This window comes from Paenibacillus sp. JT31N11, assembly GCF_056269285.1.
In genome coordinates, this window is the sequence record NZ_JBWDNQ010000001.1 from 1,205,468 (window position 1) to 1,221,406 (window position 15,939).

Genomic DNA, 15,939 nt, shown 5'->3' on the forward strand with positions numbered 1-15,939 from the left:
GAAATCGGTTTGTTTGCCTCGGGAAAGCCATGCGCGGCAAGGTTTTGACTAATAGATTCGAAACAGAAAATTGATAATTGTTTTTATGCGGAGCTTCCCACTATACTCAATCTGCAAGCGATTACAACGATATATACGACTGGGGATGAGCGAATGCGATTAGGCGGTCCAATCTTCAAGCATGAAGAAAGAGATCCGGCCAGGCTTGTGAAGATTCACCAGCGGCTGGGCTATTCCGCCGCATACTGCAGCTATATTGCAGACGGTAACGAACGGGAAGAGTACAAACAGGCGTTCAGAGAGGCGGATATCGTGCTGGCGGAGTTAGGTGCGTATTGCATCAATATTTCCGATCCCGATATTGCCAGGCAGGAGAAGAACATTGCCGAAATCATGACCCGCCTCCGTCAGGCGGAGGAAATGGAAACGGTCTGCTGTGTCATGCACGGGGGCAGCTACAACAATATGGGATGCGTAATGAGCCACAAGGACAATTTTGCGGAGGCGAACATTGAGCATAACATTCGGGTGATCCAGCGCATCATCGATGAAGTGCAGCCGCGCCGGACCAAGCTGGTTCTGGAGACGGAGTCCTACGTTCTGCCGGATAATCCGGATCTGTATTTGCGGATGATGAAAGAAATTAACCGCGACGCATTTGCCGTTCATCTGGATCCGGTTAATATGACCTCCGATCCGAGAAGAGTTTATTACAATGGAGATTTTATCCGCGAATGCTTCGAAAAGCTCGGCCCTTACATCGTGAGCTGCCATGCCAAAGATACCAATCTGGTCCATCATGCCACAACTCAGATCACAGAAACGTATTTGGGAAATGGGACATTGGATTATGATGAGTATTTAACGCAGCTGAGCAGGCTGCCGCAGGAGCCGCCGCTCATGATCGAGCATTTAAGCGAAGATGAGCTCCCTACTGCACTGGATTATATTTTCGGCAAAGCAGAGCAGCTCGGACTCACATTCAAGCATAGGGAGAAGCGGGAGCTCTTCGGCCAAACGCATAACACGGTATGAACCTGTCCTACATTAGGGGGAGTGAGAAAAGATGAAACAAGCGGCAATCATAAGTGAAAGGCAAGCGGTACTGGTGGATAAGGAAATGCCTGAGCTCCGTGAGGGGTGGGCGCTGGTCAAAATTCACGCCGCGCCGATGTGCGCCGAATATAAGGGCTTCGTTCACGGGCATGAGAGCGATTGTCTTGGCCACGAAGCAGCGGGCGAGGTCGTTCAGGCAGCTCCGGGGAGTACGGTGAAGCCGGGCGACCGTGTCGTCGTCATGCCGCAGTATCCATGCGGAGAATGCGGGCTTTGCGTGCAGGGGGATTACATTCATTGTGAGCATAATCTGGATGTCCATGCGGCAACCATGAGCCAGTTTATCGCCAAGCCTTCCGCGCTGCTGCCCAAAATCCCGGACGGCGTTTCTTATGAAAAGGCAAGTCTCGCCTGCTGCGGGCTGGGGCCGTCTCACGGCGCGTTCGAGCGCATGGGGGTCGATGCCTTCACAACGGTATTGATAACGGGGCTTGGTCCGGTAGGCCTGGGTTCTGTCCTGAACGCCAAGTACCGCGGGGCGACCGCCATTGCCATTGAAATGCAGGAATACCGGATCAATCTGGCCAGAGAACTTGGCGTCGATCACATTATCGATCCGCGCGATCCTGAAGCTGTGCAGAAGATTAAAGCGTTAACCGGCGGCAGAGGGCCTGACTGTGGAATTGAATGCTCCGGCGTTGTCGCGGCGCACCGTCTCCAGATCGACGCCGTCAAGAGAATGGGCCAGGTCTGCTTCGTCGGGGAGTGCGGGGCGGAGACCCCGATCCGGATCAGCCCCGACCTGATTCGCAAAGGCATTTCCCTAACGGGCTCCTGGCACTACAACATCAATCATTTCCCGAAAATCATGCAGGTGATTCAAAACTCGCCGCTGCTGGATACGTTCATTACCCATGTCATTCCGATGAGCAATATCCAGGAAGCCTTCGAAGTGTCGGCTTCCCAGCTTAACGGCAAAATCATCCTGAAGCCCTGGGAGTGATTCGATGAAAATCGGCGTCAATTTGCTGCTGTGGACAGATTCACCCGATGCGGTCCGGCATGCCGCATTATTTCGCCAAATCAAGCATTGGGGCTTCGACGGCGTCGAAATTCCGGTCGACGGATTGACTGATGAGACCGCCATCGCATTAGGTGCAGCGCTGGATGAGCTGGACTTGAAGCGGACCACGATCTCCGCTCTGGATGCGGCTGAGGCCGATCCGGCAAGCCGGGCTGCGCCGCTCAGGCAGGCCGCTGTGGATACCTTGAAGCGAAGCATTGATCATACGAAAGCCGCCGGTGCGGATTTGATGTGCGGTCCTTTGTTTCAGGGGCTCGGACGCTTTACCGGTCGCGCTCCGGAGAAGGACGAATGGGGCTTCGCAGTGGAGACGCTGCGGGAAGCCGGCGAGTATGCCGATTCCCTTGGGATTACGCTAGCCTTGGAGCCGCTTAACCGTTTTGAAATGTATCTGGTCAATACAATGGCGGAGGGAGCCCGGTTCGTCCGTGAGGTGGGTCTTCCGAATGTAGGCTTGCTGGCGGATACCCATCACGGCAATATTGAAGAGAATGACGTAGCCGGAGCCTGGCGAAACACGGGGCCGTCGATCAAACATGTCCATATATCGGAGAACAACCGCGGTGTACCCGGGAGCGGTCATGCCATCAGACCGGAGGTCTTCCAGGCGCTTGAACAGATTGGATATGATGGCTGGCTGACGATTGAAGCATTCGGGATGATCGTGCCCGGATTGATCTCCAGACTGCATCTGTGGCGCTCCTTCTCCGAGCATAACGATGACGCGGCAAGACTCGGAATTGACTTTATCCGCAATCAATTGAAAGCGAGGTGAGCGGTTATGCCCAGCGTGAGAACGAAAGGCATCGATATGCATTACGAGGAGCGGGGAAGCGGCGAGCCGCTGATTCTGCTGATGGGCCTGGGTGCGGACGGATCAGCCTGGGAGGATCATGTGAAGGCTTACGAACGCCATTTCCGCTGCATCCTCGTGGATAACCGCGGGGCAGGCCGGTCCGGCAAGCCGGAAGGTCCATACAGTACCCGGATGATGGCGGAGGATACCGCCGGACTGATGAAGGCGCTGCAGATCGGGAAAGCGCATGTATCCGGCATCTCGATGGGCAGCGGAATTGCCCAGGAACTGGCTCTGCTCGAGCCTGGCAGAATTCGCTCGCTTACGCTTATTGCATCTTGGGACCGTTGCGACGTCTACACCAAACGGATCTTCGAAGCATTCCGCTCGCTTCGGGCCGCTTGCGATCCGGTCGCTTTCAATCGTCTGCTGCAGCTTTGGATCTTTACGCCTGATTGGCATACTAACAGGCTTGACGACCTGCTGCAAAGAGAGAAAGCGGGCTTGTCCGATCCCAATCCCATGCCGCTTCACTCGTTTCAGGCCCAATGCGACGCTTGTATCGCCCACGACACCCGGGACCGCCTGCATGCGATTGAGGCTCCTGTGCTGGTCACTTCGGGCGATATCGACCTGTTCACACCGCTTCATTATTCCGCAGCGATTGCATCGGGCATTCCCGGCGCCGAGCTCGCCGTATTCGCAGGCGCCGGCCACACCCACCACTGGGAGAAGCTGGACGAATTCAACCGGACCACGCTGGCATTTCTTCTCAAGCACAAAGAATAACGGCAAAGGAGGTTAAGCTCTTGCATCCTAAACTATCAATCGGCTCGTGGGCATTCGCGTTCGGACCGTTCGCGTCGTCGCCCTGGCCGTTCAGCAGAATTCTGCAGTATGCCCGAGAAGCCGGCTTCGACGGCGTGGAAATCAACGGCTTCGCTCCCCATCCGACACCTGCGAGTCACCCCACCCGAGGGAGCCGGCTTGAACTGCTCGATGAAATCGAAGCTCGCGGATTGGGTATCTCCGGCTATGCGCCTGATTTCACCAAGGTCCCCCCGGCGCTTGTCTCGAAAGAGTCGTACCTTGAGCGTTTGAAGAGCTATATTGATTTCTCCGGCGATTTGGGGATTTCGACCATCCGGGTCGATACGGTCAGCCCTCCCGGTCATCTTGACGAGCGGGAATATGAGGAACGGTTTCACCGGCTTGCCGTGACATGGCGTGATTCTGGGGCACTGGCAGAGGAAGCGGGCATGCGGATCGTCTGGGAATTCGAGCCCGGCTTCTGGTTGAACAAGCCAAGCGAAGTCAGGCGGCTGGTGGAGACGGTGGATCACCCGGCCTTCAAGGTCCTGTTTGACACGAGTCATGCTTATATGAGCGGCACAGTTGGAGCCAGGCACGCTGGAGCGAAGGAGCTTCTTCCCGGCGGGATAGCCGAATATGCCCGGTTATTGAAAGGCCATATCGGACATTTTCACCTGATCGACTCGGACGGCACTCTGCATGACGATGAGACCAGTACGCATGCCGCCTTCGGCGCGGGCCTGATCGACTTCCCCGAAATCCTCGCTGAGCTGAAGCCTGCCATTGAGACTATGGAATGGTGGTGCGTGGACTTTTGCTTTAATGCGGAAGTGGAAGAGTGGGGAAGGCAGGCAATAGCCTTCATCCGGGAACGTATCAGGGAGGCGGGATAAGATGCCGGTTCAGTTCGGATGCCAGACCTATACCTGGCAAATGTCGTATGACAGATACAAGAATTCATTTGCCGAGATTTTGGATACCATCCAGAAATCCGGCTTCAGCGGAGTCGAAGCGGAGGTCTGTATGCTCGGTTCCTTCTATGAGGATCCGGGGCTGCTTCAAGAGGCATTGGGGAATAGAGGGCTTAAACTCGCGGCTCTCACGCTGGCGCTTCCCTGGCTTCACCCCGAAGAGACGGAGGAGGAAACAGCGGAGGCGGAGCGGCTGCTTAATTATTTGGACCATTTTCCGCAGGCCAAGCTCATTCTCGTTCAGCTTCCCGGCTCTGACCGCTCCAACCTCGACGAACGGCGCCATAATGCGCTCCAGTGCGTCAACGCTGTAGCCAAACGGGCCAGCGGCAGAGGAATTATCTGCGCGTTCCATCCCAATTCTCCGCCCGGTTCGGTCTTTCTCACGGAAGCGGATTATGCGGTCATGTTTGCCGGCCTGGATACCCGCTATGTGGGATATTGTCCGGATTCCGGTCATATTGCCAATGGCGGAATGGAGGTATTGGACGTATTCCGCGCACATGCTTCTCTGATCCGCCATGTGCATTTCAAGGATATTTCCCTGGGCAGGCAGTGGCGGGCTATGGGAGAGGGCGTTATTGACCATCCCGGAATCACGACTTTCCTGAGAGAGAGCGGGTATGACGGCTGGATTATGGTTGAAGAAGAATCCGAACAGGCGGAAGCAGATCCGGACAGGGCTGCTGTCCAGAATGGAAGATATATGCAAGAGGCGCTTCGCTAGGCAGGCCGCACAAGAAATTCTTCGAGAGGAGGAGCAGCGATGGCAGCAAATGCGGACCATGCCGGCATCACCGCCATTAACCCTGGCACCGGGAAGACAAATCTGATCCAGAAAAGGCTTGCGAGGTACTGGCAGCTATATCTGCTTGTGCTTTTGCCGCTGGCTTACATTATCATCTTCAAATATATTCCCATGCTGGGTGTACAGATCGCTTTCAAAAATTACAATATCGCCAAGGGGATGTGGGGGAGCGATTGGGTAGGGCTGCAGCACTTTCAACAGTTCTTTGGTTCCCCCAATTTCTGGCCGATTCTCAGGAACACCCTGCAGATCAGCCTGGTCACCTTGCTGTTCAATTTTCCGGCACCGATTATCCTGGCCTTATTTCTGAATGAAATCCGGACCGGTTTTTTTAAGAAAACCGTTCAAATGGTCACCTATGCCCCCCATTTTATCTCAACAGTCGTCATGTCCGGCATGATTCTGCTCTTCCTTGCGCCAACGGGAGAGATCGGCAAGCTGTTCAAGCTGCTTGGCATGCAGGCCGTCAATTATTTGGGGCTGGCCCAGGATTTCAAATATGTCTATGCCCTCACGGATATGTGGCAGCATATGGGCTATGCCTCCATTATCTACCTGGCGGCACTATCGGGCATCAATCCCGATCTGTATGAGGCGGCGAGAGTGGATGGGGCGTCGCGTTTCAAAAAAATGCTTCATGTGGATATTCCGGGGATCATGCCGGCGATCATCGTCCTCCTGATTCTCAGTACGGGGGATGTGCTGAATGTCGGTTTCGAGAAGACATATCTGCTGCAAAATTCGCTTAATCTTCCAGGCTCGGAAGTAATCGCAACCTACGTCTACAAAGTAGGATTAATGAATGCCAATTACAGCTATTCCACGGCAATCGGCGTATTCAACTCGGTCATTACATTCATTCTTCTTATTCTGGTTAACTGGATCGCCCGGCGGTTCTCGGAGCACAGTTTATGGTAGATGGTGAAGGGAGGCGCATCGATGTCTGGCATTAAAATCAAGGAAAGCCCGTCTGACCGGATCTTTCTGGGATTGATCTATGCCGTGTTGATTCTGATTCTGATTATTGTTGCTTATCCGCTGCTCAATGTTCTCAGCTCATCGTTCAGCGATTCCAATGCGGTTGTTGCCGGAAGGGTCTCCATTTTCCCGGTCGAGCCCACACTTGCCGCGTACAAAGCGATCTTTGCAAGCTCACAGCTGCTGACGGGTTATCTGAATTCTATTTTTTACACCATAGCCGGTTTGCTGTTTCAGGTTTCCCTGACCGTCATGGTCGCTTATCCGCTCGCCCGCAAGCAGCTTTATGGAAGGGGGCTGATCACGGGCTTGCTGGTATTCACCATGTTTTTCGGCGGCGGCCTTATCCCGACGTACTTGGTTGTCAAGTCACTTGGCATACTCGATACGAGATGGGCGCTTATTCTTCCAGGAGCGCTTGCGGTATTCCAGGTTATCGTCGCCCGGACTTTCTTCCAGACGAGCGTTCCGGATGAACTATATGAAGCCGCTGAACTGGATGGATGCAGTGAAATCGGGATATTCTGGCGCATTGTGCTGCCTCTTGCGAAGCCCATTCTTGCTGTGCTCGTCCTGATTTACGGGGTAAATAACTGGAACGCCTATTTCGATGCGATGATCTATCTGAATTCGGATCATTTGTTTCCGCTCCAGCTGATTCTGCGGAATATTCTGATTCTGAACACGCAGCCCGGGAAGATAATGGCTGATCCCGAACGCATGATGGCTCTGCAGGAGATCGCGGCACTGCTTAAATATGCGCTGATTGTAGTGGCAAGCCTGCCTGTCCTGATCTTCTATCCGTTTATCCAGAAATATTTCGTCAAAGGCATGATGATCGGCTCTTTGAAAGGTTAATTCGAGAGGGAGGGTTACAGTTCATGACCAAAATATTCGGATTGTTACTGGCTGCCATACTGGTCTTAAGCGCATGCTCAAATTCAGGAGCCGGCACCGGCGAGGACACAGGAGGCAATACTCCGGCTTCTGCAGAGGGCAGGATTTCGCTTCCCGCATTTACATTGCAGTCTTCCGCCATTCAGGATTATGATGATAATGACTTGACGAAGCTGATTGCGGAAAAATTCAATGTGGATATCAAATGGACCCTTGCGCCGGCCGATGCGGTGCTCGAGAAGCAAAATGTGCTGCTGGCCAGCGGCAACTACCCGCCGATTTTCTTCGGAGGCCAATTTAACCAGAACGATCAAATCAAGTATGGCCAAAGCGGAATCCTGCTTCCGTTAAACAAGCTGATTGAGCAGTATGGACCGAACATCCAGGCCGCATTCGAGAAATCCCCTTATCTGCTTAAGGGCGTGACCGCTCCGGATGGAAATATCTATGCTTTGCCGGGACTCGAGGAATGCTACCACTGCGATTACTCGCAGAAAATGTATATCAATAAAGAGTGGCTTCAGAAACTGAATCTGCAAATGCCGACGACGACCGATGAGCTGTACAAGGTATTGAAAGCGTTTCAAGAGAAGGACCCCAACGGCAATGGGCTTAAGGATGAAATTCCGCTTACCGGCGCCACGAAGTGGTGGCATGGCGAGCCTACCTATTACCTGATGAATGCGTTCATCTATGCGACGGATGAGACCTTCCTGACCCTCAATAATGGAGTTGTGGATATCTCCGCCAACAAGCCGGAATGGAAAGAAGGCTTGGCCTATGTCAGGAAGCTTTACCAGGAAGGTTTGATTGACCCGCAAGCATATACGCAGAATTTGGAAGGCCTGCAGAAGGTGACTGACAACCCCGACACGATAATTGTAGGCGCTTTCACCGGCGGATGCTGCGTTCCAACCATTACGGATGACGCCAGATGGACGCAGTATGAAGTCGTTCCGCCGATCAAGGGGCCGGGCGGCGTACAGCTCACCGGTTATTTTGGCGGAAGTGTCGGCGACGCGCAATTTGCGGTCACGAATATTGCCAGTGAAGAGCAGCAGATTGCCGCCATCAAAATCGTGGATTACTTCTTCTCGCAGGAAGGCGCGCTTGATTCCATGTATGGTCCCAAGGATATCGGCTGGTTCGACGCCAAGCCGGATGAGAAGGGAATTGACGGAAACCCCGCCATTTATCAAGGAATCGAGGCTTACACGCGCAAGGATAAACGCAGCGTAACCTGGGATAACAACTTGAAGTATACGCCGGCCGAGCTCTTTAATGCCAACGTTCAGGGGCAGGATATCACCAAACCGGACGGTTTCGAGAAATATCTCGCCCTTCAGACCGACAAGCTCGTGCCGTTCAAGCCGAAGGAGACCTTCCCGCAAGCGATTTGGTACAATCCTGAGGAAGCGCAGAATATTGCACAGATGAAGACCGATATCATGAGCTATATCAGCACGAATGCGCTTCAATTTATTACGGGCAATAAGGATCTGGATAAAAGCTGGGATGACTACGTGAAAGGCTTCGATGGTCTCGGACTGGTGAAATATATCGAGGCCAATCAAAAAGCTTACGATGAGCAGTATAAATCATAACAGCAAAAAATAGAGATAACGGGTCTGCCGCGCGGCAGACTCGTTATCCGCATTCATTCCCTTATGAGGTGCGCCGATGAAACGACCCTGGTATTACCGCATGCTCTTATCGTATTTGCCGATCCTTCTCTTCATCTCATCCTTCCTGTTTTTTATCTTTTTTCAGGAACTGGGCGCGCAATCGAAGAGGGATGCAGTAAAGGCGAACCATGTGTTGAATCTGCTGGCGATGAATAAAGTCGAGAATTCGCTCAATGGAATCGATTATGCGCTTGTTGACTTTACGCTCAACAATAAGGTATTGAATCAGTTCTTTCAGGCGAAGAGCAAGCAGAACGTGGTACTGAATAAGGAAATGCTCAAAGAAATCGAGACGTTCAAAAGGCAGAATCCCCTTGTTGATTCGATTTATCTGGTCCGCTCCCAGGATGAAATCGTTCTGACGGAGCGATATATGTTCAGTGAGGACGACTTCCCGGAAAACGAGTACATTCGTGAGATGGAGCAGTCCACAGGCTCCATGAAATGGACATCTCCCCACAGCTACCAGGAGTTTGCCCAATCCACGCCGAAAAATATGGTTACACTGGCAAGAAGCTATTTTACTCCTCTTGGAGAGCGTTGTCTCGTCGTCGCCAATGTGAAGGTGGATACGCTCCGCTCGCTGGTGGAGCAAACCTATAACCCAGAGGTCAGCTTCGTGTCCGTCACAGGCGCCGACGATACGGACATCCTTGGGAATGGCGGCAATCTGAATGATCACCAGATGTTGTCGGAAACCAGGTCCGACTATCTGAATTGGACATTCCGCAGCGGATTGGTGAACGGCGCTTTCAGCAAATTTGCTTTCGAGGCATCGAAATTCTGGATTATCCTGGGTGCGATTACAGTCATTCTGGGCCTCGTTGCGATTGTCTATGTAACCCGGCGCAATTACCGGCCGCTGGAGAATGTCGTATCCCAAATCCAATCTCTTGGCACCGGCAAGCCGATCAAAACAGGAACCAATGAGTTTATGCTTATCGAATCCGCCATTGAAGATTTAAAGAAACGTTCCACAATAATGGAGAAGCAGCAGGAAGAAGAGATTACACTCCGCAAAAAACATTTTCTATATGAAGTGATTGAAGGGATCCGCCACATCCGTGAAGACGAATGGGCTGACGAGATGGCCAAGTACAATCTGCCGGAGGCGCTACAGGGAGCCCAGGTGCTCGCCATTGAGATCGACAACTATGCCGTATTCAACCGCAGCTTTACCAAAAGGGATCAATTTCTGTTTAAATACGCCATTCATAACAGCGCCACCGAGATCTTCCATAATTATTCCTTGTCCTGCTGGAGTGAATGGGTATCCGGCAAAAGGCTGATCTGCATTGTGCTCCAGTCCGAGCATGCGGGCACGGAGAGAACCCGGCAGGCCTGCGGGGAATTCCTCGAGTGGGTGACCCATCATCTGCCCTTAACCGTTACGGTAGGCATGGGCGCTATGGTGAGTCATCATGATCAAATCGCGGAATCGTACCAGGAAGCGCTTCAGGCGCTCAAAACCAAATTTTTCAGAGGGCTGGGCACGGTCATTCTGCTTGCGGAAACGAATGTCAGGCAGGGTGCCGAGCTGTTCACCTATTTGCAGCCGATCCGCTCGCTGGCCCAGGACTTTCGAATTGGCGCGGCCGGATGGGGTCAGACCTTCAAGCAGCTTTTTGATGATTTCCATTCCGATCACTTGTCGGCGGATGATGTGATCAGCCTGCTGAACTATCTGATTTTCCAGCTGGACAGAACAATCAGCGAGCTTGCTCCGGAATATCAGAAGCCATGGAGAGACAAGGGGATGCCGCTCCTCACGGATGTACTCGATACTGCAGAGACGCTGCAGGATATCCAGCTTCCGTTCTTCAGTATATTATATGAAATCGGAGAGAAGATTGGCAGCGCCCACAGCGCGAACAATCATCATCATCTTCTGCTGGAGATGCGGGTATATATAGAAATGAATTTCACCAATCCCGATCTTTCTCTTGAGCGTCTGAAAGAAGAGTTCGGCTTGAATCCGAAATATCTCAGCCAATTGTTTAAAGAAAAGTTCGGTGAAGGCTTCATGGATTTCTTGATCCGGCTGCGGATTGAATATGCCAAGCAGCTGCTTCGGACTACGCCCGACCCGATCCAGTCCATCGCGGGAAAAGCCGGCTATCAGAGCGTCATTTCCTTTACGCGGGCTTTCAAAAAAGTGACATCGGTGTCGCCGGGTGATTACCGTAAACAGAAGGAGCAATAGCGGAGGTTCTGATTTTTTAGAAATGGATGATACCAATCTGGTAATTGGGAAGGGAGCAGGACAAACATGAATAAATTAACTGCGTCTGTTGTCGGAGGGGGGCAGGGCGGACAGCTGAGTATGAAGGCGCTGGAATCGTCGGACAGCTTCGAGCTCAAGGCGGCGGCCGATCTGAGGCCGGATGTCTGCGAGCGGTTGAAGGAGAAGTATCCGGGAATTCTTACGTTCAAGAATCATAAGGAGATGTTCGAAGCATGCAAAACGGATATCGTCTGTGTCAGCACATTCCCGCCCTCCCATGAAGAGGTTGCGATGGATGCGCTGTCCATGCTGCCATTAAGAGGGATTCTGGTAGAAAAGCCGCTCGGACACACGGCGGCTTCGGGCCGCCGGATTCTCGAGGCGATCAAGTCCCGGGGACTTCCTGTCGCGGTGCCGCATGGACTGCTGGCGAAGGCGACGCCAGTTGCGATTATCGAGCGGGTGCAGAAAGGGGAGATCGGAACCCTCAAGCTGGTGGAAATCCAGAATGCCAAATGGGATATTATCAACGCTGGAATCCATTGGCTCAATTTCTTCGTCAAGCTGACTGGCAACGAGCCGCTGGACTGGGTGATGGGCCAATGCGACACCTCCACCCGCACTTACCGGGACGGCATGCAGGTGGAGACAGCTGCAATTACTTATGCGCAGACGCGCAGCGGCATCCGTGTTGTGATGAACACAGGCGATGATGTGCTCGTGGCCCGTGAAGGCAAAGAAACGTTGTTCCGGCTTGTCGGTACGCATGGACTGATCGAATTCTGGGGCTGGGAAAACGGCTATTGGCTGCTCAACCATGAACATCCTGCCGGGGAGCTGATTGAGCCCTACGAGTTTCCGGTAACGGGACATCAGCTTCACCTGGAGAATATGGCGGATTTGATCGCTGCAGGCAAGTCCGATTACACCTTGGCGGACAGCTCGCTGGCCGCGCTGGAAATCGTCGAAGGGGCATATCTGTCCGCCCGGACCGGATGCCGGGTCTCGTTCCCCGTCGATGACTTTGAAGTTCCGGCTGGCGCCCGCGATTGGGAAGCGGGAATCCCTTATTCAGGAACAGGCGGCGGCCGGGACGGAAGATTGCTGTGAGAGCCCTCTGGATCTGTATCGACTGCGGGAGCTCACGACCAAATTTTTGCATATAGCGGCCTGGCGTTATAAACAATCAGGATTCAGGATTCTTAATCGGGAAACAGGCTGCCGTGGCAGCCTGGGGGTAGAATATCATTGTCTGCAAACAAGGAAGACTGCTGAACCAACCTTTGGCAATCTTCCTTGTTTACTCTGCGAGTGAAAAATGAAACACATCCTGCAGAAGAACGGAGGCAGCAGCAATCAGCTTGGCTTCCTGGCCGAGGGAAGAGGTGCAGATTTGAAGCTTGTCCGAAAGTGCATAAAGCGCGTGCTTGGATACATAGGCCTTGAGCTTTTCGAACAGGACGCCGGAATTATCGATCAGCTCGCCGCCGGTAATGATTACCTCGGGGTTGAGCAGGTTAACGAGATTAACGATACCTGCACCCAAATAACCCGTGATTTCGTCTGCGATATCGGACGCCAGAGCATCCCCGGCATCAAGCGCCTGATTGAAGATGACAGGTGTAATGGCATTGCGGTCGCCGCCTGCCATCTCCATCATTGACGTTGCCCTCCCCCTTGATATCGACGTCACGATCCTCCAGTATACAGCGGGCCAGCTCACGTAATTCTCAAGGCAGCCGACATTGCCGCATTCGCATCGAATTCCGCTCCGGTCCACGCTGGTATGACCAAATTCCCCGGCGCCGCCGCGCGCTCCGCTAAGCAAAGTATCATTAAGAATAATACCAGCACCGACACCATCACCGATGGTTATATACAACAGGTCACGGGCTCCGCCATATTTTCCTGTTTTTTTCTCCGCGAGCACGGTGGCATTTGTGTCATTCTCCACCCACACCTTGAGTCCGTAACGTTCCTCCAGAGAGGCTTTAAGATGAACGTTCATCAGATTCAATTTAGCATTATAATGAATAACTCCAGCACCCTTGTCGACAATGCCTGGTGTAACGACAGAAAGACCAATGCATTTTTGCATATCGGGGATGTTTGCGATTACTCGGTCAATCATTTCATGCATTGCCGAGATCACCTTATCACCTTGAAGCTCCCGGCTTGGCATCGTTTGTTTTTCGATGATTTTGAAGGCCAGATTCATCTTGGCAACCTCAATTTGCGAGTTCGCAATCGATACGCATATCATAAAATGATTGTCCGGCGAGAAGGTGAGAAGAATTGGTTTTCTCCCTCCGTTGGACACGCCGACGCCAATCTCGTTCACGAAGCCTTCCTTGATCAGCTCCTGAACTGCCGAAGCAACGGTAGTCGGGCTGATCTTATTACGTTTGGCAATCTCGCTTCTCGAGATCGGGCCATGCTCCCGAATCATATTCAGGATAATAAAGCGATTCAATTCCTGAATTAGTTTTAAATCGCCCGTTCGGATTTTCTTCAATGGCAGTACCTCCGGAATATGAGTGTATAGTGAAAATGCTGCATTCGTGTTACAGCCAATAGTAGCCGATAGTGCAGAATATCGGCAATAACAAATTGAAACTGGATGGAAATCTAAATATTGACAATAGAGGGATTTGCCGATAAAATATCTTGCAAGCGCTTTATTTTTTTTGAATACATAATCCAATGAATGGATTAACTTTATACCGCTTCAAAATATAATCCGCTTATCTTATTTCATACAGCTCCCGTATCCTTCTACCTTTTTCTATCGTTTGTATCCTATCTATTAGCATATTAAAGGGAAGATATTCAATGGCTTGCTCTCGTCCAGACCATATACATGACATTCACCTGCGAAACCTGTCAGGACTTCAGGATAGAAACAGTGATTTCAATGTCAATTATATGTAAACTATATCCGAAAAACAAAAGTTTATAAGGGTATTTATGTAAAATATATTGACATGAATTTCCTGGAAGGCATATAATTCAGCTAAGCTCTTCATGATGCGACGATAGAATCCCGGCTGGCATAATGTGACGGCAAGTTTCTATTTTCTTAATTTTCCGAATAATGAAAGTATATAAAGATCAATTACATTCTTCCGAAATCGAAGTGAAGTATTTGCTTGTTATTTGTTTACAACCGCCCACTTAATCCAATGGGAGGATAAAGATATGATTTCATCCTTTTTAAGGAGGTGAAAATCCGGCATACATCGGGTCTGGCAACTTTTTTCTCATTAGCTTTCAGCTGCCTTAATTCTATTTTATAGGAGGTATTCAGATGAGTAAGAAAGCAATTTCTTTATTGGTCATGCTTGTGATGGCGGGTTCTATTCTTGCTGCCTGCAGCGGTAACGGTTCCAACGGCAGTTCCAGTGGAACCGATGGCAAAAAGACGCTTAACGTTGCACTGTGGGATGAGAATGCCAAAGGCTTCATCGACAAGACTATCGCCCTCTATAAGAAAGATCATCCTAATGTCGACGTCAAAGTGACATATACACCATTTGCCGATTATTGGACTAAGCTGAAAACCAGTCTGGCTGGCAAGGGCGGCCCCGATGTCTTCTGGATGAATGGTCCGAACATCTATGCCTATGCCTCCGCGGGCCTTATTAAAGACTTGAAGCCTTTGATCGAAAAAGATAGTTTCGATACTTCCGTTTACACGCCTGCACTGGTAGATCTATACACGTACAGCGGCGATCTGTACGGCGTTCCTTACTTCCTGGATTCCGTAGGCCTCTATTACAACAAAGAAATCTTCGACAAAGCAGGAGTCAAATATCCAGATGAAACCTGGACATGGGACACCATTACCGAGAACGCCCCGAAGCTGACGGATAAAGCGAACGGCATTTACGGCTTTATCGCACCTGCCTCCAGCCAGAACGGTTACTACAACTTTATCTCCCAGGCAGGAGGTTATGTGCTGAATCCCGACAAAACCAAATCCGGTTTTGATACGCCCGAAGCCCTATCCGCTTTTGAATGGATGGACAGCTTCATGAAGAACGGTTACTCGCCGAACCAACAGCAGCAATTGGAGACGGAGGCTATCCAGCTCTTCGGATCCGGCAAGGCGGCTATGTACCCGGGGCTGTCCGTTAATGGTCCCGAGCTTTACGAGCTGCTTGGCGACAAGCTGGCGGTTGCTGCACTGCCCGCCGGCAAGCAAAAGGCTTCCATCGTGCACGGTCTAAGCTGGACCATCAACAATAACACCAAGAATGAATCGGATGCATGGGATCTCATTAAAGTCTTGACCGGTAAAGAAGGAAATACGAATCTTGCCGATTCCGGCTTCAGTATCCCCGCTCTCAAGGGAACGGAAGAAGGTTGGTTGAAGTCAATTCCTTCCCTGGACCTTAAGGTATTCGTCGACTCCCTGGCCTTCGGTGTACCTTATCCCGTATCGGAGAAAACAGCCGAGTGGCAGGCAATTGAAACCAAGGAAATCCAGGATGCTTTCCTCGGCAAGAAATCCATGGCAGACGCGTTGAAGGCCATCGGTCAGGGTATGGACAAGATTCTCTCCGAAGAAAAGAAACAATGATACTGCTGTCGGACAGGTGAAAGGACCTCTCTTTTCACCTGTTTC

13 protein-coding genes are annotated in these 15,939 nt (G+C 51.6%); 12 read left to right on the forward strand and 1 reads right to left on the reverse strand.

Annotated elements, in window-relative coordinates; translation table 11 throughout:
• The first annotated feature begins 153 nt into the window (after positions 1-153).
• The 11 genes from AC0YNV_RS05250 (at position 154) to AC0YNV_RS05300 (ending at position 12,422) form a co-directional block, all read left to right on the forward strand.
• On the forward strand, positions 154-1,035 hold the full coding sequence (locus AC0YNV_RS05250) for a sugar phosphate isomerase/epimerase family protein (protein ID WP_475766418.1): 882 nt from the start codon (positions 154-156) through the stop codon (positions 1,033-1,035).
• 31 nt (positions 1,036-1,066) lie between these two features.
• Entirely contained in the window at positions 1,067-2,059 is a 993-nt protein-coding gene (locus AC0YNV_RS05255; protein ID WP_475766420.1) for a zinc-dependent alcohol dehydrogenase, read from the forward strand.
• Positions 2,060-2,063: 4 nt separating this feature from the next.
• On the forward strand, positions 2,064-2,915 hold the full coding sequence (locus AC0YNV_RS05260; RefSeq protein ID WP_475766421.1) for a sugar phosphate isomerase/epimerase family protein: 852 nt from the start codon (positions 2,064-2,066) through the stop codon (positions 2,913-2,915).
• A 6-nt stretch (positions 2,916-2,921) separates the two neighbouring features.
• Positions 2,922-3,725 carry an alpha/beta fold hydrolase gene (locus tag AC0YNV_RS05265; protein ID WP_475766423.1) on the forward strand — a complete coding sequence of 268 codons (804 nt, stop codon included), beginning with the start codon at positions 2,922-2,924 and terminating at the stop codon, positions 3,723-3,725.
• Between the two features lie 20 nt (positions 3,726-3,745).
• The gene (locus AC0YNV_RS05270; protein WP_475766425.1) at positions 3,746-4,642 is read left to right on the forward strand and encodes a sugar phosphate isomerase/epimerase family protein; all 897 of its coding nucleotides are present in this window, start codon (positions 3,746-3,748) and stop codon (positions 4,640-4,642) included.
• A 1-nt stretch (position 4,643) separates the two neighbouring features.
• Complete coding sequence (locus AC0YNV_RS05275; RefSeq protein ID WP_475766427.1) at positions 4,644-5,447, forward strand: sugar phosphate isomerase/epimerase family protein; 804 nt, start codon at positions 4,644-4,646, stop codon at positions 5,445-5,447.
• A gap of 39 nt (positions 5,448-5,486) precedes the next feature.
• Positions 5,487-6,446 (forward strand): ABC transporter permease, encoded by a 960-nt coding sequence (locus AC0YNV_RS05280; RefSeq protein WP_475766428.1) that lies wholly within the window; start codon positions 5,487-5,489, stop codon positions 6,444-6,446.
• Positions 6,447-6,467: 21 nt separating this feature from the next.
• Complete coding sequence (locus tag AC0YNV_RS05285; protein ID WP_475766430.1) at positions 6,468-7,364, forward strand: carbohydrate ABC transporter permease; 897 nt, start codon at positions 6,468-6,470, stop codon at positions 7,362-7,364.
• A 23-nt stretch (positions 7,365-7,387) separates the two neighbouring features.
• A complete protein-coding gene (locus tag AC0YNV_RS05290) occupies positions 7,388-9,007 on the forward strand; it encodes a type 2 periplasmic-binding domain-containing protein (protein ID WP_475766432.1) in 1,620 nt (539 codons plus the stop codon).
• 76 nt (positions 9,008-9,083) lie between these two features.
• Positions 9,084-11,291, forward strand: coding sequence for a helix-turn-helix domain-containing protein (locus tag AC0YNV_RS05295; RefSeq protein WP_475766434.1), 2,208 nt, complete (start codon positions 9,084-9,086; stop codon positions 11,289-11,291).
• Positions 11,292-11,357: 66 nt separating this feature from the next.
• Positions 11,358-12,422 (forward strand): Gfo/Idh/MocA family protein, encoded by a 1,065-nt coding sequence (locus AC0YNV_RS05300; RefSeq protein ID WP_475766436.1) that lies wholly within the window; start codon positions 11,358-11,360, stop codon positions 12,420-12,422.
• Positions 12,423-12,612: 190 nt separating this feature from the next.
• Here the strand turns inward: AC0YNV_RS05300 and AC0YNV_RS05305 are convergent, their stop codons facing one another.
• Complete coding sequence (locus AC0YNV_RS05305) at positions 12,613-13,827, reverse strand: ROK family transcriptional regulator (protein WP_475766438.1); 1,215 nt, start codon at positions 13,825-13,827, stop codon at positions 12,613-12,615.
• Positions 13,828-14,619: 792 nt separating this feature from the next.
• Here AC0YNV_RS05305 and AC0YNV_RS05310 point away from each other — a divergent pair.
• Positions 14,620-15,894 carry an ABC transporter substrate-binding protein gene (locus tag AC0YNV_RS05310; RefSeq protein WP_475766439.1) on the forward strand — a complete coding sequence of 425 codons (1,275 nt, stop codon included), beginning with the start codon at positions 14,620-14,622 and terminating at the stop codon, positions 15,892-15,894.
• Positions 15,895-15,939: the final 45 nt, after the last annotated feature.

Coding starts and splice junctions, on each gene's coding strand:
- AC0YNV_RS05250 (WP_475766418.1), top strand. CDS start 154: ATGCGATTAGGCGGTCCAATCTTCAAGCATGAAGAAAGAGATCCGGCC.
- AC0YNV_RS05255 (WP_475766420.1), top strand. CDS start 1,067: ATGAAACAAGCGGCAATCATAAGTGAAAGGCAAGCGGTACTGGTGGAT.
- AC0YNV_RS05260 (WP_475766421.1), top strand. CDS start 2,064: ATGAAAATCGGCGTCAATTTGCTGCTGTGGACAGATTCACCCGATGCG.
- AC0YNV_RS05265 (WP_475766423.1), top strand. CDS start 2,922: ATGCCCAGCGTGAGAACGAAAGGCATCGATATGCATTACGAGGAGCGG.
- AC0YNV_RS05275 (WP_475766427.1), top strand. CDS start 4,644: ATGCCGGTTCAGTTCGGATGCCAGACCTATACCTGGCAAATGTCGTAT.
- AC0YNV_RS05280 (WP_475766428.1), top strand. CDS start 5,487: ATGGCAGCAAATGCGGACCATGCCGGCATCACCGCCATTAACCCTGGC.
- AC0YNV_RS05285 (WP_475766430.1), top strand. CDS start 6,468: ATGTCTGGCATTAAAATCAAGGAAAGCCCGTCTGACCGGATCTTTCTG.
- AC0YNV_RS05290 (WP_475766432.1), top strand. CDS start 7,388: ATGACCAAAATATTCGGATTGTTACTGGCTGCCATACTGGTCTTAAGC.
- AC0YNV_RS05295 (WP_475766434.1), top strand. CDS start 9,084: ATGAAACGACCCTGGTATTACCGCATGCTCTTATCGTATTTGCCGATC.
- AC0YNV_RS05300 (WP_475766436.1), top strand. CDS start 11,358: ATGAATAAATTAACTGCGTCTGTTGTCGGAGGGGGGCAGGGCGGACAG.
- AC0YNV_RS05310 (WP_475766439.1), top strand. CDS start 14,620: ATGAGTAAGAAAGCAATTTCTTTATTGGTCATGCTTGTGATGGCGGGT.